Here is a 23,731-nt window from a genome sequence, read left to right as displayed (position 1 = left end):
AGTGGCTCTTATTGTATCAGAGGAAAAATAGAATTGCTCACAATCTTTTTTTGGATACAATACAGGTTGTTTCTTATTCTTTATTGTATGCCAAAAGATTTTTGAATAGCAGGTCCTCATAACCTATGAGATAAACCAGAAGCTTTGAGAGACCTTCCACGATGTTTTCGCATTATCGGTCTATCGTCAGCATTATTGACAGCCGCTCTGACAACTACTGGTTGTAGAAAAAATGAAGATGCTACGAGGGCTCCATTGACACCATCTCAAATCGAAATTCAGAATGCTCTTGTTTATCGTATGCCTATATCGCAAGGGCTTCCTGTGATACAGTGTTGAGATAGAGTAGAGATAGATACACTTGATGGGTCTAGGAAAGATGGTTGTTACGTATTTTATCATGATGGTATAGTAGTATACAAAATTATGCAATTCGGAGTTTCAGTTGAATCAGATACTTTTCAACCTATTTGGTAACTATATTTATGCACAAAAAACACATTATGCTGATGGGGATCCAGGGTTCTGGAAAAGGGACGCAGGCAGCTATGATCGCTCGTCATTTTGGATTTATCACGCTCGAAACAGGAGCTATTCTCCGAGCAGTTCTCGAAAATCCTCACCATAAACATTATTCAGACGTATCTGAAACTCTCCCACATGGGAAGATGGTACCCGATGCGATTATTTTTGATCTCATCCAAGAATTTTTTGATGCACATCCAAATGATAGCATCCTGATTGATGGAGCGGTTCGAAATATCGCACAACGAAAATTCTTCGACGCCATTACGACAGATTACATCGTGATTCATATCGAGCTCTCAGAAGCAGAAGCACTACAGCGTCTCCAGGGGCGACGAATGGATCCAGTGACCAAAGAAATTTTTGGAGCGGATCTCCACGGCGATATCAATCCTGCAACAGGGAATACTCTCGTGACTCGTATCGATGATCAGGATATTGCAAAGATTCACGAGCGTTTTGCTTGGTATGCGACGGATATTATCCCACTTCTGAATAGCTGGAAACATGATGGATTTGAATTTTATACCCTCAATGGAGCTCAGCATCGTGAAGATGTCTGGCATGATATCAAGAAGATAATCGGGTAATTCACCGTCATTCTCGCGCTTGACCCCGTCATTCCAGCCAAGGACGAAGTCCGCGAGGTGGGATCTATCCATGTGTTCCGTCATCCTGAACTTGTTTCAGGATCCAAGCCATCAAACCATTCCCATTTCTGGCGGCCTTCTTGTACTTTTGGCGCCAAAAGTACAAAAAGCGTTCAGGGGACAAAAACTCGCTATTTTCTGTCTTCATCACACTTTCTTCATTCATCCCGCTCAAACAGTTTGTCCCCCGAAACCCCATTTCTGCGGTGCAAGGAAAAAGAAATTGGAATAAACTTCCCCTTATTTATGAGGGGGTGGAAGAATAGGAATAATAATGGTCATCGACTCTGAGGTCTGATGGCCTCATGCTCAGACTCGAAGAGGAGTGCTTGAAAGTCATATTTTAAAAACCCCTCATTTCTGAGGGGTTTAAGAGTTTCAAAATGAACTACTTCACAAATTTGACTACTTCAGCGAAAACGCTTGGATTGAGGATTGCAAGATTTGAGAGCACCTTACGATTGAGTTTTACGTGCTTGAGATACATAGCATGGATAAAGCTTGAGTACGTGAGGCCGAGAGGTCGAACGGCAGCATTGAGACGGATAGTCCAGAGCTTGCGGAAGTCTCGCTTTTTTCGACGACGATCGATATAAGCATTGAGACCTGCCTTCATAATAGCTGTTTTAGCATGCTTGAAAGATGTCGAACGTACACCTCGATAACCCTTTGCGAGTTCGAGAACTTTTTTGTGACGTTTTTTGGTCATAAGACCTCGTTTGACGCGTACCATAGAATTAAATTAAAAATTAAAAGAGAAGAGATAAAAAAGAAGGAATATTATTTTTTTGTTTTCTTTGCTGGAGTTTTTTTAGTCGTAGATTTCTTCGCTGGAGTTGGCTTTTTTGCGGCAACAACTTTTTTCGCTGCCTTTGGAGTAGTGATTTTTTTTGTTGCTACTGTTTTTGGAGCAATCTTTACTTGTTTTATAGCAGCTGTCTTGATAGTAGGGAACTTGCGAGGATTTGCAGCCTTGAATTCTTTTGGAGTGAGTCCAGAGAGAGCCATAGCATCTTTTTTTGCTTTTGGAGTCTTGAGTCCAGAGACTTGCATACCCCATTTCATCTTGCGCTCATTTGCGACGCTGGTCTCAGCACCATATTTATTTTTCCCTTTTGCTTTAGCGGATTTATTTTGGAGGAGATGACGCTTACCGATTTTTGCGGTGCGAAATTTTCCAGTGCCCGTGATTTTTACACGCTTTTGGCTTCCTGAGTGGGTTTTTGCTTTCATACTGAAGAGGTTAAGGGATGAAGTTGAATGATAAATCTGCGACCGAGAAATTTGACGGGACCGTCTGCGCGGTAGATGCTTGCGATACTTTCGATAAAGGATTGGAGTTTGTCTCGTGCCATATCTTGGAATCGCATTTCTCGTCAACGGAGTTGGAGTTCGAGTCTGAGGATATGTCCTTCTTTTGCGAATTTTTCTGCTTGTTTGCGACGTATCTCCATGTCGTGTTCGCCAATGGCGTAGCTGAGTCGGAGTGTCTTGAGTTCTACTTTTTTGCTGGATGCCTGTTGTTTCTTCTTATTTTTCTTTTCTTCAAAGAGATGCTTTTGCCAGTTGATGATCTTGGCGATGACGATGCCTTCTCTGGATGCTACTTCGACGAGGTCGAGGTCAGCAGATCGTGCTCGTGCGAGAGCGTCAGCGAGAGACATAACCCCCAGAGCTTCTCCATCTTCTGCTATGACTTGGATTTTGCTCGCTACAATCTGTTCGTTAATCCTTTTTTTGCTTGGCTGCATGGATTATTTACTAGGAGTGAGAGCGGCAAGCATGCCTGCAAATCGAGACTTTTTTCGAGCTGCATTATTCTTGTGAATAATATTTTTCTTACAAAGTGTGTCGATGACTTTTTGGAGTTTAGGAAAATCAGCAGTAGCTCCTGCAGTGTCTGTCGCTTTTACAAGTCGCTCAAATCGAACTCGCGCTTCACGAAACATATCACGGAAATGATTGTTGCGTAAACGGTGTTTCTCGTTTTGTCGAAGTTGTTTCTGGGCAGAACGAAGAATCGGCATAGAAAATAAAAATAAAAGAATAGAAAAGCGCGTATCGCACTTCAGTGTTCGCATATATTATAGAAATGCTTTTTTTGTCAAGAGAATTCGGGAGTTTTTATGACTTTTTTCAAAGCCATTATTTTAGTAGTGTAAAAATATTGACAATAAGTAGTTATTTAATAACATCAATTCATAATTTATTACTTATGTCAAAACTTCCAGAGAATACCGAATATACTTGAGCAGTTGGCGCTCTTGTAACCTGTGAAATTAATGGGAAGAAATATGTAATTCTCCAAAAAAGAGTCGCAGATGATTCTTTTCCAGGATGTCTACAAGTAACTGTGCATGGATGACTTAAAGGTACAAATAAGCGAAAGAGAGAGTCAATGTCGAATGGTTTATGACGAGAAGTGCGTGAAGAGGTTTATGAGATTTTAGAGCGAAGTACTTTGAGGTGGCCAAATAGGAGTATGCATTGGGGTATTGAAGAAGTACTTCACTGGAACCTCATCGGATGAGGTGATCTGGTAGAAAGTAAAAGAAAGAGGAATCTCCTTGAATGAAAAGGTATTTTATCTCGTTCTCGTAAGACCAGAGAAGGTACTACTTCTAAAATGAGAAAAACTGATATCACATTGGGATTTGATATAACATTTGAAAATCAACAAAGATACCCTCTGCTCATGCCAGAGATTCGAAAACTTCAAACAGATGGGGTTATTGTTCTTCTTTCATCTGATGAAATAGATAAACTCGTTCCCATTGATCCAAAACTTCATAAAGAACACTGAGTAACAGAAGATGGAAAATATGGGATGTTTGCTGATGAAATAGAGGCAGTAAAAAAAGCACTTACCCAATAAAAAAATTGTTTTTTCGAGTAATCCAGGGATTTTTTTGAAAAATCCTATATTTCCCTATACTTGGTTTTAGAAAAGAGTCATAGTAAAAGTCATAGTCATAGGGCGGATTATATTTTTTAAAATTCCTTCCTGTCACTATTACTATGACTATGTACTCTCGATTTATAATTTAAATTATATGACCCGCACTCGCTTTGCTCCATCGCCGACAGGACAGCTCCATATCGGAGGTCTCCGCACCGCACTGTTTGCCTATATCTGGGCTCGGAAAAATCATGGACAATTCCTCGTGCGTATAGAAGACACCGATAAAGCTCGTGAGGTAGAGGGCGCTTGTGACGCACTTCTCGACACGCTTGAACTTTTCGGTATTCATCCTGATGAGAGCATTCGATGAGGCGGAGACTGTGGTCCCTATATCCAGTCTGAGCGCCTGACTCTCTATCGTGAATATGCGCAGAAACTTCTTGATCAAGGTGACGCGTATTATTGTTTCACTACAGAAGAAGAACTGGAGGCACACAAGAAAAAATCCGAAGAAGCAGGCATTATGGTACCGTTTCGTAGTCCATATCGGGATATCACACTTGAGGAAGCACAAGCGAAGATTGCCGCTGGTGAGAAATATGTGATTCGTATGAAAATACCAAAAGGAGAAATCATTACCTTCCAAGATGGCATCAAAGGAAAAATCTCTGTACCAACTGCCGATATTGACGATCAAGTACTCGTAAAAACTGATGGATTTCCGACCTATCATCTCGCAGCTGTCGTCGATGATCACCTGATGAAAATCACTCACGTGTTCCGTGGTGATGAATGGCTCCCAAGTACACCAAAACATGTTCTTCTCTATCGTATGTTTGGTTGGGAAGCGCCAGATTTTTATCATCTCTCTGTCATCCTCTGACCTGATAAGAAAAAACTCTCAAAACGCAATGGCGATACCCATGTCAGCCAATTTCTCGAAAAGGGCTACCTCAAGGAAGCACTTCTGAATTACATTGCGCTCATTGGTTGGAATAGTAAAACAACACAAGAAATTTTTTCTCTCGATGAGCTCGTGGAAGCATTTTCTCTTGAGGGGCTTCAAATCGCCAATGGTATCTTTGATCCCGAGAAACTCAAATGGATGAATGGGAAATATATTGCCGCGATGCCAATCGATGAACTCTATATTCGTCTTACGGATTACCTCCGTCAATATCATCCTGACTTCTTCGAAAATACGCTGATAACGCATGAAGAAAACTACAATAAAGCCGTGCTCCAGGAACTCCAGAAACGACTCGAAACGCTGGAAGATTTTATTTCTCAGACAGATTTCTTTTATTCTGAACCAACGGTCGATACCGCTCTGCTTCTCTCAGAAAAGATGAATATCACCACACTGGAACAAGCGAAGGAAGCATTGCAATTTGGGTTGGAAATTATCTCGGGGATGGATCCCCGGGTCAAGCCCGAGGATGACGGGAAACCTGTGAGGGAAATTTTAAAAGATCTCATGCTTCCGAAAATCGCAGAAGCTGGGAAGAAAAATGGACAAATTCTCTGGCCTCTTCGTGTCGCTCTGACGGGAAAGGAATTTTCTCCTGGGGCATTTGAGATGACAGAGATTCTCGGCCTCGAAAAAGCGATACAGAGAATTGAGAAAGTTTTGCAAATGCTCTAGAATACAAAGTACAGAATACAAAGTACAAAATTAAGGAATTTGTTCCCGTCATCCGCCTAGGCGGATCTACCCCGTGATTCCGTCATCCTGAACTTGATTCAGGATCCAGGTAAAATTACCGATTCATTTTTGTACTTTTTGCAGAAAAAGTACGAAAACTGTTCAGGGGACAAAAACTCGCTATTTTCTCTTTTCGTCATACTCTCTACATTCATCCCGCTCAGACAGTTTGTCCCCCGAAACCCCATTTCTGGGTTTCATTTTTTAGAGTTGATGTTTTAATAAAAACATCTCCCTTTGCATTTCGAGGAAATATTTCTACAATCGAGCTATGAATTTTTGGCAAAAAACAAAACGACTAACAGATTCATATCGGACATATCCTTTTGTAACTTTTTTGCGATTTTTTGCGACGAGCATGACGATATGTTTCACGTTGTCCCTTGCTTATTTTCTCAAAGAAATTGTACATAGCATAGAGGCGCGGGATATGGAAGTATTTTTGGATACTATCATGAGAGCAACTATTGTGATGGTTATCTTTCAAGTGGCTAGTGTTATTCTTCGAAATTATTTTTGGGTGGAGCAGCAGTTCATTTGGGAGAAATATCTTACCAGCAAAGCTCTCAAACAGTTTATCCAGTTGGAGCAATGAACTGTAGAGGCATTGGGGACAGGGAAGATACTGAGTATTATACAAAAAGGAACTGATGAGTCGATAAATCTTCTTCTCAGTGTTATCTCATATATTGCAAGAATTTTATTCACTATACTCTTTGGATTATTGATGGTACGATGACTTCCTTGGTGAATTGTAGCGAGTGGTATAGGAATGATTGTATTTATATTTGGAACAGTGGTATATTTTAATAAACATACTTCTTTTTATCGTCGTCAACGCAAGGAAAATAACGTCAAAATCACGGGGTTGCTTGCCAAAGTGATTATGTCAAAATTTGAGATTTTGCAGAATAATTCTATCGAATGTGAAATAAAGAAAATGAATGGTATTTTTGATTATTCTTGGGACTTATCCAGAAGGCAAACTTTTTGGGGATCATTTCTTTTTCAGACACCGAAAGCTCTCCTTTCCTGTGTGATAGTTGGTGCGTATTATTATCTCGGGATGCGGGTATTTGGCGGGACGTATGCACTCAGTGATATGGTAGGACTTCTGACAGTGCTCGCACTTTTTGAGGTTACGCTTCGTGACTCGATAGAATACTATGAGAATTTTACAAAATCATTTGTTCATATTGAGAAGTTCTGGGATTTTATGGATACGACGCCTCAGATTCAGTGATATGATACTGGTAAACCATTTCGATTTCAAAATGGAAACTATGAGCTTCAAAATATTTCATTCTCTTACCATAATAACACCACGGTACTTGATAACTTTTCTTGTACCATTCAGTGAGGAAAAAAGACGGCTCTCGTTGGTCGCTCCTGAGGTGGAAAGACGACCTTGATGAAGCTCCTGGCTGGCTATATGCGTCCTATGGAGGGTAAACTTCTCGTGGACGGTCAAGATATCACGGATATCCGTCTCGATAGTTACTATCCACATATTGGCTATCTCACGCAGGACCCCTCTGTTTTTGATGGAACAATTGAGGAAAACTTGCTCTATTCAATGGCGACAGAAAAATACAAAAGACAAAATACAAAAGACAAAATACAAAAGACTAAAAATGCTCTTCACTCATCCTTATTGATACCTTCTGATTCCCCTGAAGAATCCGTAAAAAAGGATATAAAAAGAGATAAAAAAATCGCAGAAGCGATAGAACTCGCAGAGTGTCAATTTATCTACGAACTCGAAAATGGTCTCCAAACAGAAATAGGAGAACGGGGAATTCGTCTGAGCGGAGGGCAGAAGCAACGTCTTGCAATTGCCAAGATATTCCTTAAAAATCCAGAGATTATCCTCCTCGATGAACCGACCGCAGCCCTCGATAGTTATAGCGAGCAAAAGGTCGCAAAGGCCTTTGAGCGACTCTTCGCAGGAAGAACGGTTATCGTGATAGCCCACCGATTACAAACGGTCAAGAGTGCTGACGATATCATCGTCCTCGAAAAATGACAAATCGCCGAACGAGGCACGCACAAGTCTCTCCTCAAACTCTGAAAAAAATATGCTGGCATGGTCGATCTGCAGAGCTGAATTGTCAAAGAAGAGAGTGATGATGAAGACCTGAGCTTGTCGAAGGAAGGGGTCGTGCGGGAGGAGGAAGAAGATATTGTATAGATGAGTTATTTTTTAGAATTCTTCTCCTTGTATTCTTGTAATTCTTTTTCTTCGAGGAGTGTGAATACACCATCACGAATATATCAAACAATATCGAGCGTTGCGCTATCATAGATTGCTAAATGGTCATTTGGACGAGGAGTATTTTTGAGGAGTCAGTCCATAACACCAGAACCCATGAATATTGCCATTCGAGGACTGACTCAGAGACGATGCACTCTTTGGATACATTGCGCCATAGTCGTAGCAGCACCTCCAAGAGTCTTTTTTGTGGCTGAATCTACACACATACCCGTTGTATGGTCATACCATACTTTTTGACCTCCTGGTCAAAACTCAAATTCAAAACTCTCATTTCCAGGGTAGGTCGCTGCATCGGTAGTCAAATCCACACGTACTCCTTCGAGCGTATCGCCAAAAGCTCCAAGAGCCGTCAAAGATGTGACGAACGCTGGAGAGTCATCAACATGGTACTCATCTCCAATCATACCAGCTACTACTCGAGGAAATCCAGTTGCTCTTCAGTGACCATTGAGAGCAGAGGTGACTACTCCTGGTTCAGCATCTCGATGTTTGATAGTAGTACCAGACATAGCATTCCAGAGATGGGTAATATGTTTTGCTCCTGCGTGAATCGCTTCAGTCACCTGTTCTGTTGTAGCAATAGAATGTCCGATAGAGACCAGAGCTCCAGCTGCTGTGAGTTGTCTGATTTGCTCTGGAGTGACTTTTGTCGGACTTACTGTGATAATTTTTAATATTCCTTTTTTAGCGTAGACGCATAATGCGCCACATTCCTGATTGGTCATCTCATCGACAATATGTGCAGGGTTGTGAATACCTTTTTTCTCCATATCAATCCATCGTCCCTCTACATGGACACCTTCGATACCGAGCGCTTTTCGTTCAACTTCTGGGATATCTTCTACAGCATTCAATGCTTCTACAATACTTGAAATATCACTCGTGATAATCGTAGGACAGAAACGAGTTGTTCCAGTAGCCATGGTGTCACGTGCCATTTGACGTACTGCATCAGAAGTGAAAGTATTGGTGAAGAGTGTATGCCCATTGAGTCCCAATGTGCCATTTACTTGAGGGTCAAATGGAGCTCTCGCTAAGGTATAAGGAGGCACCCCTTCTTTTTCAATATTCCAAGTTTCAGAGACAGTATTATTTACTTTAAAATGTCTAGCAGGACCATCATCAGAAAGTTGGCTGAGCGAAAACCTGGTCGCAAATACCGATTCTCGATCCGCCTCTTGACCGTTTATTGGTAGATCATTTTCCCTTCGAGCCAAAATGTCTATAGACATAAAAATAATTATAAAATAAGTTATTACATTATAATTATCAGAAATCAATTGCAAGTCCTAATATTTTACCCCCACTTATACCCTCTTCCGAAATGCCCGTAGCGAGCGGTTTCTTCGTAGATTGGGCGACAGAGGTCAAGCGAGGTGATGATACCTTGCGGCGTGAGGTCATCACGGAGGATATCGAGGTTTTCTGCTTTCCCATCGATCCATGCGACGGCAGCGACGGGATGGCGTTCGCCGATAGCATAGGCGATTTGTACGAGGACTTCATCAGCACCTTTTTCTGTGAGGAGTTTGACCGCGATTTCTCGAGCTTTGTAGGCTCCTGAGCGATCGACCTTGGTTGGATCTTTTCCACTGAATGCACCACCGCCGAGAGGAATCGCTGGTCCGTAGTTATCGACAGCCAGCTTGCGTCCTGTGAGACCAGTGTCAGCCGTAAATCCACCGATATGCCAGTCTCCTGCTGGGTTAATGTGAAACTTCGTCGCACTGATATCCATCGATTTCAGGAGTTCTTCATGTTTGAGAAAGTCGTGGACTTCTTTTTCGAGTTTCTTCTGAGCGATACCACACCATGATGCGACGACAGCGATGAGTTGTCCATCATCGATCGTGACTTGTGTCTTACCATCATTGGGATGGAGGATGTGCAGATATTGGTTCAATCGTCTTGCGAGTTCATACTCGAGTGGCATATAGGTAGGCGTTTCGCGGGTTGCATACCCGACCATAATTCCCTGGTCACCAGCACCACCCATATCGACACCTTGAGCGATTTCTGGCGATTGTTTGACGATATTTGCCATCACGCCCACACCTTCGCCACAGATTCTGCGGACGATAGGCTGAGGATCGACATACGCATTGGTCGTGAGTTCGCCGGTTATCGTGACGATACCGTGCCCACCCATCACTTCGATAGCGACACGAGAGAGTGGATCCTCTGCGAGACAGGCATCGAGGAAGGCATCAGAGATCTGATCACACATTTTATCTGGGTGACCAGGGGAGACGGATTCGGCAGTTTTGAACATAACTTAATTAAGAGAAAAAATAAAAAAGAAGAGAGAAAAAAGAAGGAAAGTTAGCTTGATTTTTAAAACGACAAGTATTACCTTATCGTTTTTTAAATATTTGAACAGAAGAGTTCCATATCGTTCGAAATTTTAGCACTACGTTACGAAATAATAAAGAATAAAGCAGAAATAATAAAGAAAGATTCCTTCCTGGTACTATGACTGTTACTATGTACTATTGCGAAGCGATTTGCTGCAGGGTCATCGAGTTTCGTCTCTCGCCTGCTCTTGATAAGGTAGAAGTATTATAATGCACTTTTCGTTTTTTCAAGGGGAAATATTTGCATTTGTCATATAAATATGGTCTAATAGGAGGGTAGAAATTTTCCCTTTTCTTCTTTTTATGTCACGTCCTAAAAAAATAGCCATCTTCGTGCTTTCCACATTGGTTATTGCCGGCTGAGCATATATCTTCCGAGATAGTGCTCTCTTTGATGGACTTTCTTCGAACGCACTCAATTCTTCCTTTACCTGTACAGAATCAGCCCTCACATCAAAATCAGCCCTGTATGCACAAACCAAAAGACGCTATCAAAGAGCTCTCGTTATCCAAAAAAATCTCGAATCTGAGATAGCGCAAATGATAGCGACTATGTCTGGGGAAGTACAACAAAAAGAAGATGCACTGAAGGTACTCAAGCGACAAATCATCATCTATACTCGTTTTATCAAAAAATATGAAACCTGTAAAAGAGAGGTCAACTTACAACCAAGTATCTCTCTCTGAATAATGTCAGGTGAGGCCACGATACTTCCATCTGTGAATGAATATCAAGAACTCGCTGGTTTTGAGATTGCGTCTCCGAAAAATCTGGACACATTTCTCGATGCTCTCCAATTCCAAGTACGCATCACGCCATCATCGAGCATCATCATCGATCAGTGGTTCTTTATCGGAGATGGAGCCGCTCCATCACCATGTGAATCCTCTCAATCCGGTGAGACTATCACGCTTGATTGTACTATGAGCGGGGGAATCCCTATCAGTATACCGCAGGAGAGCAAAAATACGTATAGACTCGGTGCACATATTATCTCTGTCGATCAAACTGTAGTTGGCAGTATCGAGATATCGGTTTCTCGAGTAATGTTTAATGATGGGAGAAATGGTTTTGAAAATAACACTCTACCCACTCTCCTTCATTATGGAGTGGCTGAAATACCATCCGTTACAATTCTCCAAAAAGATACTCCCCCTGAAAGTATTTCACCAAGTATCACTCAGCCAGCGGAGGTGCCTACTGAAGCACCGGTTACGACAGGAGAGGATTCTTCTGCAGCATTTCCTCCGGAAACAACAGAGGATCTATCTGCTACAGAGCCAGCTCCTACTTTAGAAATTCCAGAAACTACTCAACCAGAAAAAACAACTGAATTTGTTCCTGAAACAACACAGGCACCATCTCCCACAGAGCCAGCCCCTGCTGCAGAAATCCCAGAAAACACCCCACCTGTCATTACTAAACCTTCGGCAGAGGTGTAGACAATGTTTTTTCAGAGAATGTGAGTATCTGTAAAAGGATTATGAAGTGTACGAGCACGGGAATATTGAAGAAGAAAAAAATACTAAAAAGCACGAGCACCTCTTTGTGGCTGATGGGGAGTTTTTTCCACGGAGAAAATATTGAATAGATAATAAAACCACCTAGAGGAATGCCAAAATGGAGGAATATATCTATCCAGACATTATGACTTCTATCAATACGAAATGCAGGATCTTCAAAAATAGATAATTTGGAATTACGAAAAAGTTCCGACACGGGTAAGAATCCATCAGGCCCGTAGCCAAAGAGCGTATTTCTGATATCACCAAAAAGTGCCTTCAGGCCTGTTCCCCAGAGGAAATATCGTGCGATAAATCCCTTTACTCTCTGGATTTCGAGGATTTGGTCACCGTATCGGATAATGAGGTAAGTCAAAAGGAGTATGATGATACCGAGAGTACCAAAAAGAAGAGCGTGTCGTGTCGTTTGTTTTAGGGGGAGATATCTGTAGAGCAGGATATAATACAGGTATCCACCGAGTACGCCGATGCCAATCAGACTTTTTGTACCGATGAGTGTCAGGAGAAGTACTGCGAGCAGAATCCCATACCAAATATGGTATTTTTTTTCTGTTTCTGAAAATATTCTTTCTCCGACGAGTGGCAGGAGCATCAGGACATATCCAGCCAGATAATTTGGGTTTCCGAGAGTACTGAAGATACGACTGAGATCGAGTCGAGTACTATAGGACGTTGAGAGAGGGTCCCATCCTATCCATTGAAAGAGCGCATAGAGACAGACAAAACTCGACGAGACGAGCGTGATAGTGAGGTATTTTTTATTTTCTTGACGGGTATTGGTCGAGAGGATGAACCCGAGTATGAGGAGACAGAGATAGAGATACCATCCATGCCATTTTTCCATATTTCCAAACCAGAAATACGGATTCACTTCGCTATTGATCATGTAGGAGAAAAAGGTCCATACCATAAAGACGCTCAGTATCACAAGGTGTTTTTTGGTTCCTCGCATGCTTCCGAGGAAAAAGAGCGTGGCGAGCATCACGAGTCCGACAAAGAAGAATACCTTTATTTTTTCAAAACCAGCGAAATTGAGAATACCAAAAAATTGCGCTACATCTGCAAGTGTGGCAGATACACCCGGGATATACCACCATGCATATGCTAGAGGTATGATAAAAAAGAGTATTGAAAGTACTTTTGAGAGTCAGAGCTGAGAAAAAGATGAGAATCATTTCATAAAAAATGATTATTTTTTCTCTGGTTGTGTGAGAGGGGCTCCACAGTGTGCACAGTATGGCATCCCTTTGAGTGTAAATTCATGACAGACGCCACAATGTACTTGTATTTCATGAGCACACAAAGGACAAAAAGGTTTTGAGATATCGACACCATTACCACAATGAGGACATTTCTTATCAGCGATAAATCGTTTGAGGACATTTTGAGGAGAATAGAGTCTTTTTTGTATCCTGAATACGAGATATCAGAATACAGTTACGATGATGAGAGGCCAAAGAAATTGAACGAGATAGAGAAGAGGCGCGAAATTGCTAAAGAAATCCATCAATGCTTCTAAGATAGTATGAGGAATCATGTCCCAACAAAAGAAGCCAGCTACTTGAATGACCACGAGTCCATAGGCAAATGTTGCCACAGAAAAAATGACCGTGTGAGGACTATTCTTGATCTTCTGTCGCACATATATTTTATAGAGTATCGTGAAGATACTGAGAGAGAAGGCAAAAGAGAGAAGAGCGATGTAGAGCTTGTAGAGGAGATATGCTGTTCGATAGTCGTGGTCGGCTGTATCGATTTTTGCTTTTAGGGTTAATGCTTGGGATTGGTATTGTGATCTGAGAGATTGCAGAGAGGTTTTATTTTGTGCTATCTGTGTGGTAAGGGCAGCTATTTGTGCACGACTTGCGCGAAGTGTGGTTTTGACATCTTGTGTATCGTAGACTTGAGAATCTTCATCAGCTATTTTTTCTGTGAGTGCTGTGTCATACTCTTTTTGGGTAGTATTTTGTGTATATTCGAGAGAGCTTTTGTCTGATTCCAGTTTTCTGATAGTTTCTTCATACTGTAGGATGCTCGTGTATGGCTCTTTGAGAGCAGTATATTCTCTTGTGAAGTCAAAAGGAGGGTAACTCGCCGTGAGTGGACAATTCATCTTATCATTACTATCATTGTAATCATTATTATAATAATTATCATATCCACGATTCTCATAGTCGTCATGTTTGACGCCAAACGTGTCAAGAACTTTTACAATACAATTTGGTACACTGGCAGGCACTGTCGGAATATCTTTGATAATACTGAGAGTCCATTGGGCTGATGAGAGAATAGCCGCGAACATACAGTAGAGGAGGAAATATCCTAGTTTTGTGGTTTGTTTTTCGGTCACTTCTTCTCCAGCAACTATTTGAGCCAACTTTGGACGGCGAAAGATTTTTTCTCGTACAAATGAAGTGATATCAAACATAGAAAAAAGAAGTAAATAATAAAAAGTATATACACAATAGCTAGAAAAATATTTTTTCAATGTGAAGAATGCATTTATATTCTTGCATCGCAAAAAGAAGGGGTATAATAAAAACCTATTTCCTAACCCATTTTCTATGGCTACTCTTTCTCCACGCAAGAAGCGATTTTTGATCGCACTTCCTCTTGGTGTCGTGGCAGGACTTATCTGTACGTGGTTAGCGAGCTCATCGGCTCCTGATATCTGGGGAACAGCCCTGATGTGGACGATTATTCTCAATCGTTGGACCATTGGTCTTGTTGTAGCTTTTGCGGGAGTGTATATGCGTCATCCAGTTTTTGATTTTCGGATTCCTCCCTATTTTCGTGGTTTTATGCTTTGAGTATTTGTCTCTCTGTCTCTAGCGGCAGGTTCTATGATGTCTCCTGAGACACCATGGTCGATATTTTGGGCAACGCTCGTTGCGGGTGGTGTCTATGGTAGTATCATCGATATGATAGCGACACGATTTGGAGGAGAGGGGAAGGCGATTATTTAAAGCACAAAGAGAAAATAATAAAGAAAGGATTTTTAAAACTCCCCCTTGCTTGCGAGGGGGGGGCGGAAGAATAAGATTGAAAATGGGGGTGTTTTTACCCATTTTTTACATATAAAACTGCACGAGGAGATTGCTCAGCTCGCCACTTATATTTTCCAGTCAAGTCTTCTATATATCCATTTTTCGTGAGACTTCTCTGAAGTTCTGGATTTGGCGTGATACAGACCAGATCTTTTTTATCAGTGAGAGCATGTTTCTCCACGAGTTTTATGAGTCTCGATCATATCTTGAGACTTAGGAATGTTTTGATGACCGCAAGCCCAGCAAGCTCATAGGTTGTTGGATCAATTTCTTTGATTTCCACACAACCAACGGGTATTTTATCAATATGCGCCACATAAAATGTGGATAAATGTTCCCGTATATATTCTTTTGAACGGGGTTTGAGATATTTTTCCTTTTTATGTATTTCAAAAATTCCAAAAATAATATCCACTTCTTCTTCCGTCGCAGGAGTGATAGTTGGTTCAGAAAAATCATCTTCAATAATGGTTCAGACACCATCGATACTAAAGAGCTCATTTTTGATAGCATGGTCATCCTGCAAAGGGATAAAGTGTGTTCGGGGCAGAAGTCATAGATGTACTTTTTTGCATATCATTTCCAGACAATTCCGCACATGAGTACTTTGTATCTTGAGAGCATCACAATAAGAAGGGGCAGTATTTGCTTCTGTCGGAAAACATTTTTCGTGCACCTTTTGTGTAGAGATAGCATTAATTCTTTTCCCATCACAATCTATGAGAGCTTCTCGTGTAAGATAGATGAGCTTATCTTTTCCTGCTGCATGCTGGAGCGCTTCTTCACAGAAATCATGGTCCTTTGGAGCACGTATGATATGTATTCCGGGGACAGAACCGAGGAAATATTGTTGCAAGGAAATATTTTCAGGAGGGATGGTGTGCACCAGAGTGATGGAGACCTTCATTTTCACGAGCATATTGAGGTCCTCCACGATATCCGCTTTGTGATCCTCCAAATATTGGCTCTCTTGAATGGCAAATATCATCGATTTACCCTGATGAAATCTAGAATATTCATCTATAAAGAGTTGCATAAAAGAAAAAATAAGAAAATAAAAAATAGCCCTTCGAGATGAAGAGCTATTTTTTAGAGTAGTATTAAATCATTTATCTACACCACAAAGCAGCCCTCCATAAGAGAAGAGCGACGACGTGAAGATGTGTAGAAAACTGTATGCATATGAGAGCATTATGGTGATCTTTAGCTGAATTGCAAGTGCTATTTTTTGGAAGGGTGAAAGAGACCAGAAAAATCTTTTGACAAACCCAAACTTCTTTTTATACTCTCACCACTTTTAGTACTGGCACTCATACCACTTCATGCGATTTCTCGCTTGAAATAGGTGATTGCTCTAGCTTTTTCTTTTATGTCTGGAATCATCGCACAAAAACTCTCAATGACGCAAATCGCACGCGGCGACAATATGGTTGCTGTAACGCTCTTACGTGTACCGAATACTACGATTGCTCAAATCAAAACGTCTGATAAGGAGGGCTACAATGCTCTCGTCTTGAACGCAAAAAATGCCAAGGGAAAAACTATAAAGAAGAAAGAGGTTCCAACAAATGAATCAACAGGTGCTGTCGGCGATATCGTCGACGTCTCTGTTCTTGAATGAGTTACTACGGTCAAATTGATGGCTGTCTCAAAGGGGAAGGGGTTTACTGGTGCTATGAAGCGTTGGAACTTTATCGGAGGTCCAGGCGGTCATGGATCAAAATTCCACAGAGCGCTCGGGTCTATCGGTACTCGTAAGCCACGTCGAACCAAACCAGGTCAGAGAATGCACGGTCGTCATGGCAATGCTCTGAAGACGCTCGCGAGTGTCCCAGTAGAGCTCATCGATCGTGAACACAATATTATCGCAGTTCGTGGTGCCGTACCAGGTGCCTTCAATGGTTTTGTTTATCTCGTATTCTAGATTCTTTTTATATGACTACTATCACGACTCCTACTCTCTCGACACTCAGTCCTACATTCTTTAGTGCTATCCCGCATTTAGATGTCTTGAGCCGTCTTCTCCTGCTCCAAGGGAACAACGGTCGTTTTCCTATCGCTCATACCAAGAGTCGTAGCTCACGATCTGGATCAACTCGCAAACTCACAAAACAAAAGGGTGGTGGTCGATCTCGTATCGGTAGTGCTCGTTCTCCCGTTCGACGTGGAGGTTGAGTTGCTTTCGGTCCACGAAGCAATGCGAATTTTCATATCAGTATGAATGCTGGTGAACGTCGTCTCGGACTCGCTTCAGCGCTTTCTCTCAAGGCAGCTGCTGATCAAATCCGTGTTCTCGGTTCTCTCTCACAAAAAACATCTGAAATGGCCGAAGCTTTGAAATCTTTGATTGCTGAAGGAACTATCCTCTTCGTCATCACAGCTGATGAAAAACTCAAGAATCGTGGTATCAAAAATCTCGCAAATTCTCACGTCGATGTCGTGACACACTTGAGCCCAGCTGAAGTATTGAAATATGATTTCTGTGTCTTCACGCAAGCAGCTCTCGATACGCTTCCTACTCATTTCTCATCATAATTTTATGGATATATATAGTGTCATCCTCGGTTCTGTCGATTCTCATAAATCTCGTATGCTCGAGATGGGGAAAGTCTACACGTTTCGTGTAGCTGAAAATGCGACAAAAATCGATGTCAAGCGTGCATTTCACGCTCTTTACAATAAAACAGTCGTCTCTGTGCAGATGGCTCGTAACTATCTCAAAACTAAAAATGCCAAAAAGGGCACTATTCGCAGGCGTGCTTCCTTCAAGAAAGCATACGTTCGCCTCGAAAGTCCTGTAACGCAATTGGCGAAACTTCATACTCCAAAAGACCAATAATATGCCAATCAAACTCTACAAACCTACATCACCAGGTCGACGATGAATGTCAGTCAATACGTTTACTGAGATCACAGCAGACAAGCCATTTAAAAAACTTACGACGAATCGTAAGAGTAGTGGTGGACGAAACTCTGCTGGCCGTATCAGCGTACGTTTCCGAGGTGGTGGACACAAGAGACGTCTTCGTATCATGGATTTCAAATTCCAGAAACGAGATATCACTTCTGTCGTTCAAACAATCGAATACGATCCAAATCGATCAGCGTGGATTTCTCTCGTTCTCGACGCAGATGGGGAGCACCGTTATGTCCTCGCTCATTCGACGATGAAAGTCGGTGATGTCATTGTCACTTCTGATGACGCTAAGCTCCTTCCAGGCAATCGTCTCAAAGTCAGCAATATCCCAACGGGTCTCTTTGTACATAATGTCGAACTCGAAATCGGAAAAGGCGCTCAAGCCGTTCGATCTGCTGGCGCATCAGCACAGATTATCTCACAAGAAGGTGAATATACGCAGATCAAGCTCAACTCAAGTGAAATACGACTCGTTCATAAAGAATGTTTTGCTACGATCGGTATCGTCAGTAATGGAGATCACAATCAAATCACAATAGGAAAGGCAGGTCGTAGTCGATGGCTCGGTCGTCGTCCTCATGTCCTCGGTTCGTCTATGAATCCAGTCGATCACCCACACGGAGGATGAGAAGGTCATACGTCTATCGGACGACAGCCCTCTACTCCATGGGGGAAACCAGCTCTCGGAGTCAAGACTCGCAAAAACAAACGTACCAATCGATGGATTTCTAAAAACAAACACGGTTCTCTCGTTGCTTAATTTTTTCTTTTTATGTCTCGTAGTCTCAAAAAATCACCTTTTATCCCTGACTTTCTCCTGAAGAGAGTCGCTGCCCTGAATGTATCTGGCAGAAAAAGTGTCATAAAGCTCTGGAAGCGTGCCTCTGTTATCCATCCAGATTTTGTGGGTCACACATTCGGTGTCCACAATGGTAAGGATCACATCCCAGTATTTGTTACTGAAGATATGGTCGGTCATCGTCTCGGAGAATTTTCACCAACTCGAAAGTTTATGAAACACGCTGGTAAAAAATAATATCATACTATGAAAGCTACCCTCAAAAACGCCCGCATATCTCCCAAGAAACTTCGTGTTATCGCGAATCTCGTTCGTGGAAAGACTGTCAATGATGCTCTTCCTATGCTGAGACTTTTCGAAAAGAAGGGGGGAGATATCCTCTACAAGGTCCTTGCAAGTGCGACAGCAAATGCTATTCATAATGACGCGTGTGCCAAAGATGATCTCAAGATCCATCTTCTCAGCATCGCTCAAGGCCCTACTTATAAGAGAAGTCGTCCAGTGAGTCGTGGACGCAGTCATCGAATCCTCAAACGTACGAGTCATGTCTTTCTCGAACTCTCTCATAAATAATATCTAAATTTTTTTCTATGTGACACAAAGTTAGTCCAATATCATGGCGCATCGGCGTCACCCGCTCATGGGCATCAACCGGATACTACGATAAAAAGGAGTACACCGATGCTATCCAAAAAGACGTCTTGATTCGTGAAGCGATTCGAAAATCTTTCAAAGGACTTCCAGTCGGACATATCACTATCACGCACAGCGATGCTGGTATGAAAGTAGCCATCTATACCTCTCGTACAGCATTGATTCTCGGTAAAAATGGTGAGAGCATCACACTGCTTCAAAAGAAGCTTGCTCTTATCTGCGACCACCCAGTACAGGTCGACGTAAAAGAAGTAAAAAATCCTGATATTCACGCAACGCTCGTTGGTGACAGCATCGGACGACAGATTGAAAGACGTCTCCCATACCGTCGTGTTATCAAACAAGCCATCGCAAAAGCTATGGAAAAAGGAGCGAAAGGAATCAAAGTCACTATCTCTGGACGTGTGAATGGTGCTGAAATCGCTCGACGAGAAGTCTACAAAGAAGGGAATATCCCAACTCAGACCATTCGTGCTACGATTGATTACGCGGTTGAACATGCTCTCACTCAATATGGTATCATCGGACTCAAAGTCTGGATCTACAAATGAGACGTAGAGAAGAATTAAAACTTATTTAACCTAGTAAACCTAAGAAACCTAATAAACTTTTATATGCAACAACCAAAACGAACAAAATACCGTAAATCTATGACCGGAACCCAAAAGGGTCTCGCGACGTCTGGATTTATGCTCGCACACGGATCGTTTGGTCTCAAGGCGATGTCATCAGGATTTCTCACAGCTCGTGAAATCGAAGCGGCTCGAAAGACTATTGCTCACGCACTGCATCGAGGTGGTAAAGTATGGATTCGTATCTTCCCACACAAGGATTACACCAAAAAAGCTCTCGAAGTACCAATGGGATGAGGAAAGGGAAGTATCGAGTATTACCACTCTCCAGTTCCAGCAGGCACTATGCTCTTTGAAATCGAAGGTGTCTCAGATGAGATGGCTCACACAGCATTTCGACTCGCTGGTCAAAAACTCTCTGTCAAAACCTCTATTGTTGATAAAAAATCTCTCTTTTCTCTCGCTGCTTAATTCTTCTCTTTTTATGGCTATTACCAAAACTTCTAAAACTCCAAAAGTTGCTACAAAAGCTTCCAAAGCTATTCCAAAAGCTGCTGTTGAAGCTCCAAAAAAAGCATCAAAAGGAGCTTCAGATACTCGGACACTTCGTTCTGAAGTCTATGTTCTCAAGATGAAACATGCTATGCGAGAACTCAAGGAAACACACAAGATCAAAAAGGCGCGCCAAGCATTGGCTCGCCATCTTACCAAACTTCATAACGCTTAATTTATGCGAACAAAAACAGGTGTAGTCGTTTCTGCAAAAATGCAAAAAACAGTTGTTGTCAAAACAACCGAATACCACAGACATTTCAAATATGCGAAGGATGTTCCTTTTTCTAAAAAGTTCCATGCTCACACAGAAGAGCCAATAGCAGAAGGGACGACTGTCACTATCGAGGAGACAACCCCACGCTCAAAGACTGTTTGTTGGAAAGTAATCAAGTAGTTCAGGATTAATATTTTATTTTTATATGATACAAAAAGAATCAAGATTGGTCGTCGCAGATAACTCTGGTGCTCACGAAGTACTGTGTTTCTGTATCCTCGGCGGAACACGTCATCGTTTTGCACGTGTCGGCGATATCATCAAATGTTCTGTCAAAAAAGCACAGCCAGATGGACAAGTCAAAAATCACGAAGTCGTCTTCGCTGTCATCGTACGAACCAAAAAACCCGTGAAACGCGCTGATGGTTCAACCATTCGTTCTGATGACAATGCCTGCGTTATCGTTGATGACAAGGGCGCACCAAAAGGATCTCGTATCTTCTGACCCGTTTTCCGAGAGTTACGAGCTGACAAACGATTCAAGGCCATCATCAGTAAAGCCCCAGAAGTCCTCTAATTCACCACTCCTTTTATCTATGAAAAAAATGAAAATACATACATGAGACATTGTCCGCATCATCGCAGGCAAAAATAAGTTTCGTATTGAAGGTGAAAAAAAGATTCCTTTTGAGGGCAAAGTCCTTCAGGCATTTCCTGACAAAGAGAAGATTATCGTCGAAGGAGCAAATATCATCACAAAACACGTCAAGAAACAAGGGACAACACCAGGTCAAAAGATCCAATTCGAAAAACCTATCCATGTCTCAAATGTGATGCTCATCTGCCCTGATACCAAAAAGCCAACTCGCGTACGTATCGTACAAGGTAAAACTACAGACCGCATCTCTGTAAAATCTGGTAAAAAAATCGGTTAATTTTCTTTTCTTCTATGTCACTCAAACAACACTATACATCTACCGTTCTTCCCTACCTTAAGAAACACCTTAAGAAAAATGTGAACGCACTTCCTCGTCTCGAGAAAATCGTTATCAATATGGGTATTGGCTCACTCGTAACGGGTGGTCAGAAAGATTTTTCTCTTCTTGAGAAACATCTTTCTCTGATTGCTGGTCAGAAACCAGTGGTTTCGAAAGCGAAACATTCTATCTCAAACTTCAAGCTCCGGGAAGGACAGGCGGTAGGGCTCAGCACGACACTCCGAGGAGATCGTATGTATGACTTCTTAGAAAAAATGATTCACTTGGTTCTTCCTCGCGTTCGAGACTTCCAAGGTCTCAGGGCGAAGAGTATGGACAAAGAAGGCAATCTCAATATAGGACTCAAAGAACAGACACTTTTCCCAGAAATTGTACAAGATGATATCGTCAAGACTCATGGTATTCAGATAACAATTGTGACAAAATCAACGGCATCCAGCGATGCACTTCTCCTTCTTCAACAACTCGGAATTCCATTTACTAAATAATCTTTTTTATGGCTCGTAAAGCTCTCATCGCTAAATGTGCTCGACGTAAGCTCCGTGCTTCCCGTCAACGTCTTAACGGACAAAAAGTCACATTTTCTACACGAATCTACTCTCAATGTATCGTCTCAGGAAGACGACGAGGTGTCATCGGACGTTTCGGCCTCTCTCGTATAGAGCTCCGTGAACGTTGTAACCGCGGTGAAATACTCGGTGTCCGTAAATCTAGCTGGTAATTTTCTTTTCTTTTATGACTACTGATCCTATATCTGATTTGTTTGTTTCTCTCCACAATGCTCTCATTGTTGGCAAGGGTGCAATAAATGTCCCTCATTCATCTCTGAAAGAGCGAATTTTAAATATCCTCAAGAAGAATAAATATATTGTTGATTTTGTCACCCAAGGTGACATCAAGAAGACTATTCTTATTACTCTTGATGATTCTCGTATGAGAAAAGTTCCACATTTTCGACGTATTAGTACACCAGGTCACCGAGTGTTCTCTGGTTCGACTTCTATCAAAAAATCACGCAATGGAACGGGCATCTATATTCTCTCAACACCAAAAGGAGTCATCACTGGCTATGAAGCACGTGCTCTCAAGGTCGGGTGAGAAGTTATCGGCGAAGTTTATTAATTATTTTTATGTCACGACTTGCAAAAAAACCTATTATCCTCCCTGCTGGAGTTACCTGCGTACTTGAAGGACAACTTCTGACCCTTACTGGGCCAAAAGGGTCTCTTTCATATACACTTCTTCCGTCTATAAAAGCCACTCTTGAGGATAATGCTATTCTCCTCGAAAGTACTGTCTCTGAAGGAAAAGAGTTTGCGTACTGGGGTCTCACTTGGGCACTCATCCGTAGCAAAATTACCGGGGTTTCCGAAGGATTTAAGAAAGAACTCGAAATCCAATGAGTAGGATACCGAGCAGAGGTCAACGCAAAAAATGTCGTTCTCTCTGTCGGATTCTCTCACAAGGTAACATTCGATATCCCATCTGATCTCACACTCGCTGCGAGCCCAGACAATGCCCTGATTCTCGTCGTCTCTGGTATCGATGCTCAGAGAGTCGGAGAATTCGCTGCAAAAATCCGCGCTGTCAAACCACCTGAACCTTATAAGGGGAAAGGAATTCGTTACGTCGGTGAATATGTCCGTCGAAAAGCTGGTAAAACTGGTGCTAAATAATTTTTTCTCTATGTCTACAACTCCTCATCAAAAAAGAGCTCTCCGCCATCGTCGCATCCGTACACGGGTGAGTGGATCTGCAATCTGTCCTCGTCTCGCAGTCTACCGATCAAATGCCTATATTTATGGTCAATTGATCGATGATACGACGGGCCTTACTCTCGCAGCAGCGAGTGATATGCAGGTAAAAAAAGGCACTAAAACAGAGCGTGCTCGTATCGTCGGTACTGAACTTGCCAAAAAAGCACAAGTTGCTGGCATCACAAAATGTGTCTTTGATCGAGGGGGCTTTCTCTATGCAGGAAGAATCTCATCTCTTGCAGATGCTGCTCGTGAATCTGGTCTCATATTTTAATTTTTCTCA

Annotated in this window: 33 protein-coding genes; 24 read left to right on the top strand and 9 right to left on the bottom strand. The window is 42.0% G+C overall.

The genetic code is table 25. From position 1 onward, the window contains the following. The first annotated feature begins 87 nt into the window (after positions 1 to 87). Both WC753_02125 and WC753_02120 read left to right on the top strand, forming a co-directional pair. On the top strand, positions 88 to 477 hold the full coding sequence (locus tag WC753_02125) for a hypothetical protein (protein MFA6080258.1): 390 nt from the start codon (positions 88 to 90) through the stop codon (positions 475 to 477). A gap of 8 nt (positions 478 to 485) precedes the next feature. Beyond that, on the top strand, positions 486 to 1,115 hold the full coding sequence (locus WC753_02120) for a nucleoside monophosphate kinase (protein MFA6080257.1): 630 nt from the start codon (positions 486 to 488) through the stop codon (positions 1,113 to 1,115). A gap of 448 nt (positions 1,116 to 1,563) precedes the next feature. Here the strand turns inward: WC753_02120 and rplT are convergent, their stop codons facing one another. The 4 genes from rplT to rpsT are packed head-to-tail and all read right to left on the bottom strand — an operon-like array spanning position 1,564 to position 3,202. Continuing rightward, positions 1,564 to 1,908, bottom strand: coding sequence for a 50S ribosomal protein L20 (rplT, locus tag WC753_02115; GenBank protein ID MFA6080256.1), 345 nt, complete (start codon positions 1,906 to 1,908; stop codon positions 1,564 to 1,566). A 47-nt stretch (positions 1,909 to 1,955) separates the two neighbouring features. After that, on the bottom strand, positions 1,956 to 2,408 hold the full coding sequence (locus WC753_02110; protein ID MFA6080255.1) for a bL35 family ribosomal protein: 453 nt from the start codon (positions 2,406 to 2,408) through the stop codon (positions 1,956 to 1,958). After that, a complete protein-coding gene (infC, locus tag WC753_02105; GenBank protein ID MFA6080254.1) occupies positions 2,369 to 2,926 on the bottom strand; it encodes a translation initiation factor IF-3 in 558 nt (185 codons plus the stop codon). The genes WC753_02110 and infC overlap by 40 nt, the downstream gene beginning before the upstream one ends. A 3-nt stretch (positions 2,927 to 2,929) precedes the next feature. After that, the gene (rpsT, locus tag WC753_02100; GenBank protein ID MFA6080253.1) at positions 2,930 to 3,202 is read right to left on the bottom strand and encodes a 30S ribosomal protein S20; all 273 of its coding nucleotides are present in this window, start codon (positions 3,200 to 3,202) and stop codon (positions 2,930 to 2,932) included. A gap of 188 nt (positions 3,203 to 3,390) precedes the next feature. Here rpsT and WC753_02095 point away from each other — a divergent pair, with 188 nt between their 5' ends. The 3 genes from WC753_02095 (at position 3,391) to WC753_02085 (ending at position 7,973) form a co-directional block, all read left to right on the top strand. Further along, positions 3,391 to 4,050 carry a hypothetical protein gene (locus tag WC753_02095; protein MFA6080252.1) on the top strand — a complete coding sequence of 220 codons (660 nt, stop codon included), beginning with the start codon at positions 3,391 to 3,393 and terminating at the stop codon, positions 4,048 to 4,050. A 178-nt stretch (positions 4,051 to 4,228) separates the two neighbouring features. Beyond that, positions 4,229 to 5,722, top strand: a complete 1,494-nt coding sequence (gene gltX, locus WC753_02090; protein ID MFA6080251.1) for a glutamate--tRNA ligase — start codon at positions 4,229 to 4,231, stop codon at positions 5,720 to 5,722. A 331-nt stretch (positions 5,723 to 6,053) separates the two neighbouring features. Further along, positions 6,054 to 7,973 carry an ABC transporter ATP-binding protein gene (locus WC753_02085; protein ID MFA6080250.1) on the top strand — a complete coding sequence of 640 codons (1,920 nt, stop codon included), beginning with the start codon at positions 6,054 to 6,056 and terminating at the stop codon, positions 7,971 to 7,973. A 5-nt stretch (positions 7,974 to 7,978) separates the two neighbouring features. Here the strand turns inward: WC753_02085 and WC753_02080 are convergent, their stop codons facing one another. Both WC753_02080 and WC753_02075 read right to left on the bottom strand, forming a co-directional pair. Continuing rightward, positions 7,979 to 9,289: a hypothetical protein gene (locus WC753_02080; GenBank protein MFA6080249.1), complete on the bottom strand. Its 1,311-nt coding sequence runs from the start codon at positions 9,287 to 9,289 to the stop codon at positions 7,979 to 7,981. 65 nt (positions 9,290 to 9,354) lie between these two features. After that, positions 9,355 to 10,329 (bottom strand): methionine adenosyltransferase domain-containing protein, encoded by a 975-nt coding sequence (locus WC753_02075; protein MFA6080248.1) that lies wholly within the window; start codon positions 10,327 to 10,329, stop codon positions 9,355 to 9,357. Between the two features lie 385 nt (positions 10,330 to 10,714). Between WC753_02075 and WC753_02070 the strand changes: the two genes are divergently transcribed. Continuing rightward, complete coding sequence (locus tag WC753_02070; GenBank protein MFA6080247.1) at positions 10,715 to 11,854, top strand: hypothetical protein; 1,140 nt, start codon at positions 10,715 to 10,717, stop codon at positions 11,852 to 11,854. On the opposite strand, the gene WC753_02065 is transcribed toward WC753_02070, so the two are convergent. Together WC753_02065 and WC753_02060 are read right to left on the bottom strand one after the other, a co-directional pair. Beyond that, the gene (locus WC753_02065; protein ID MFA6080246.1) at positions 11,832 to 13,115 is read right to left on the bottom strand and encodes a hypothetical protein; all 1,284 of its coding nucleotides are present in this window, start codon (positions 13,113 to 13,115) and stop codon (positions 11,832 to 11,834) included. The genes WC753_02070 and WC753_02065 overlap by 23 nt on opposite strands. Positions 13,116 to 13,124: 9 nt before the next feature. After that, complete coding sequence (locus WC753_02060) at positions 13,125 to 14,363, bottom strand: hypothetical protein (protein MFA6080245.1); 1,239 nt, start codon at positions 14,361 to 14,363, stop codon at positions 13,125 to 13,127. 136 nt (positions 14,364 to 14,499) lie between these two features. Between WC753_02060 and WC753_02055 the strand changes: the two genes are divergently transcribed. Then, positions 14,500 to 14,901 (top strand): hypothetical protein, encoded by a 402-nt coding sequence (locus tag WC753_02055; GenBank protein MFA6080244.1) that lies wholly within the window; start codon positions 14,500 to 14,502, stop codon positions 14,899 to 14,901. 94 nt (positions 14,902 to 14,995) lie between these two features. Here WC753_02055 and WC753_02050 read toward each other — a convergent pair whose 3' ends face one another. Then, positions 14,996 to 16,018: a GNAT family N-acetyltransferase gene (locus WC753_02050; GenBank protein ID MFA6080243.1), complete on the bottom strand. Its 1,023-nt coding sequence runs from the start codon at positions 16,016 to 16,018 to the stop codon at positions 14,996 to 14,998. 333 nt (positions 16,019 to 16,351) lie between these two features. Between WC753_02050 and rplC the strand changes: the two genes are divergently transcribed. Genes rplC through rplR form a run of 17 tightly spaced genes read left to right on the top strand, consistent with a single transcriptional unit; the run spans position 16,352 to position 23,722 of the window. Then, the gene (rplC, locus tag WC753_02045; GenBank protein ID MFA6080242.1) at positions 16,352 to 16,906 is read left to right on the top strand and encodes a 50S ribosomal protein L3; all 555 of its coding nucleotides are present in this window, start codon (positions 16,352 to 16,354) and stop codon (positions 16,904 to 16,906) included. An 11-nt stretch (positions 16,907 to 16,917) separates the two neighbouring features. Then, positions 16,918 to 17,517, top strand: coding sequence for a 50S ribosomal protein L4 (gene rplD, locus WC753_02040; GenBank protein MFA6080241.1), 600 nt, complete (start codon positions 16,918 to 16,920; stop codon positions 17,515 to 17,517). A gap of 4 nt (positions 17,518 to 17,521) precedes the next feature. Further along, positions 17,522 to 17,821: a 50S ribosomal protein L23 gene (rplW, locus tag WC753_02035; protein MFA6080240.1), complete on the top strand. Its 300-nt coding sequence runs from the start codon at positions 17,522 to 17,524 to the stop codon at positions 17,819 to 17,821. Between the two features lies 1 nt (position 17,822). Then, a complete protein-coding gene (rplB, locus tag WC753_02030; GenBank protein ID MFA6080239.1) occupies positions 17,823 to 18,659 on the top strand; it encodes a 50S ribosomal protein L2 in 837 nt (278 codons plus the stop codon). A 12-nt stretch (positions 18,660 to 18,671) separates the two neighbouring features. Then, entirely contained in the window at positions 18,672 to 18,935 is a 264-nt protein-coding gene (gene rpsS / locus WC753_02025) for a 30S ribosomal protein S19 (protein ID MFA6080238.1), read from the top strand. Between the two features lie 9 nt (positions 18,936 to 18,944). Next, positions 18,945 to 19,271 carry a 50S ribosomal protein L22 gene (rplV, locus tag WC753_02020; GenBank protein ID MFA6080237.1) on the top strand — a complete coding sequence of 109 codons (327 nt, stop codon included), beginning with the start codon at positions 18,945 to 18,947 and terminating at the stop codon, positions 19,269 to 19,271. 17 nt (positions 19,272 to 19,288) lie between these two features. Further along, positions 19,289 to 19,921, top strand: a complete 633-nt coding sequence (gene rpsC, locus WC753_02015) for a 30S ribosomal protein S3 (GenBank protein MFA6080236.1) — start codon at positions 19,289 to 19,291, stop codon at positions 19,919 to 19,921. A gap of 45 nt (positions 19,922 to 19,966) precedes the next feature. Then, positions 19,967 to 20,395 (top strand): 50S ribosomal protein L16, encoded by a 429-nt coding sequence (rplP, locus tag WC753_02010; protein ID MFA6080235.1) that lies wholly within the window; start codon positions 19,967 to 19,969, stop codon positions 20,393 to 20,395. Positions 20,396 to 20,408: 13 nt separating this feature from the next. Further along, complete coding sequence (gene rpmC, locus WC753_02005) at positions 20,409 to 20,651, top strand: 50S ribosomal protein L29 (GenBank protein ID MFA6080234.1); 243 nt, start codon at positions 20,409 to 20,411, stop codon at positions 20,649 to 20,651. Positions 20,652 to 20,654: 3 nt separating this feature from the next. Next, complete coding sequence (locus tag WC753_02000) at positions 20,655 to 20,873, top strand: uS17 family ribosomal protein (protein ID MFA6080233.1); 219 nt, start codon at positions 20,655 to 20,657, stop codon at positions 20,871 to 20,873. Between the two features lie 25 nt (positions 20,874 to 20,898). Continuing rightward, on the top strand, positions 20,899 to 21,270 hold the full coding sequence (rplN, locus tag WC753_01995) for a 50S ribosomal protein L14 (protein ID MFA6080232.1): 372 nt from the start codon (positions 20,899 to 20,901) through the stop codon (positions 21,268 to 21,270). A gap of 19 nt (positions 21,271 to 21,289) precedes the next feature. Beyond that, complete coding sequence (rplX, locus tag WC753_01990; protein ID MFA6080231.1) at positions 21,290 to 21,628, top strand: 50S ribosomal protein L24; 339 nt, start codon at positions 21,290 to 21,292, stop codon at positions 21,626 to 21,628. Positions 21,629 to 21,642: 14 nt separating this feature from the next. Continuing rightward, complete coding sequence (gene rplE, locus WC753_01985) at positions 21,643 to 22,179, top strand: 50S ribosomal protein L5 (GenBank protein MFA6080230.1); 537 nt, start codon at positions 21,643 to 21,645, stop codon at positions 22,177 to 22,179. 8 nt (positions 22,180 to 22,187) lie between these two features. Next, positions 22,188 to 22,412 carry an uS14 family ribosomal protein gene (locus WC753_01980; GenBank protein MFA6080229.1) on the top strand — a complete coding sequence of 75 codons (225 nt, stop codon included), beginning with the start codon at positions 22,188 to 22,190 and terminating at the stop codon, positions 22,410 to 22,412. A gap of 14 nt (positions 22,413 to 22,426) precedes the next feature. Next, positions 22,427 to 22,813, top strand: coding sequence for a 30S ribosomal protein S8 (gene rpsH, locus WC753_01975; protein MFA6080228.1), 387 nt, complete (start codon positions 22,427 to 22,429; stop codon positions 22,811 to 22,813). Between the two features lie 8 nt (positions 22,814 to 22,821). Then, a complete protein-coding gene (gene rplF / locus WC753_01970; protein MFA6080227.1) occupies positions 22,822 to 23,367 on the top strand; it encodes a 50S ribosomal protein L6 in 546 nt (181 codons plus the stop codon). A gap of 10 nt (positions 23,368 to 23,377) precedes the next feature. Continuing rightward, positions 23,378 to 23,722, top strand: a complete 345-nt coding sequence (gene rplR / locus WC753_01965) for a 50S ribosomal protein L18 (protein ID MFA6080226.1) — start codon at positions 23,378 to 23,380, stop codon at positions 23,720 to 23,722. Positions 23,723 to 23,731: the final 9 nt, after the last annotated feature.

Source organism: Candidatus Gracilibacteria bacterium (assembly GCA_041660965.1).
Taxonomy (GTDB): Bacteria; Patescibacteriota; Gracilibacteria; order BD1-5; family JAGOOR01; genus JAGOOR01.
Note: the sequence above shows the minus strand (reverse complement) of the source record. Positions and strands in the feature narration are given on the sequence as shown.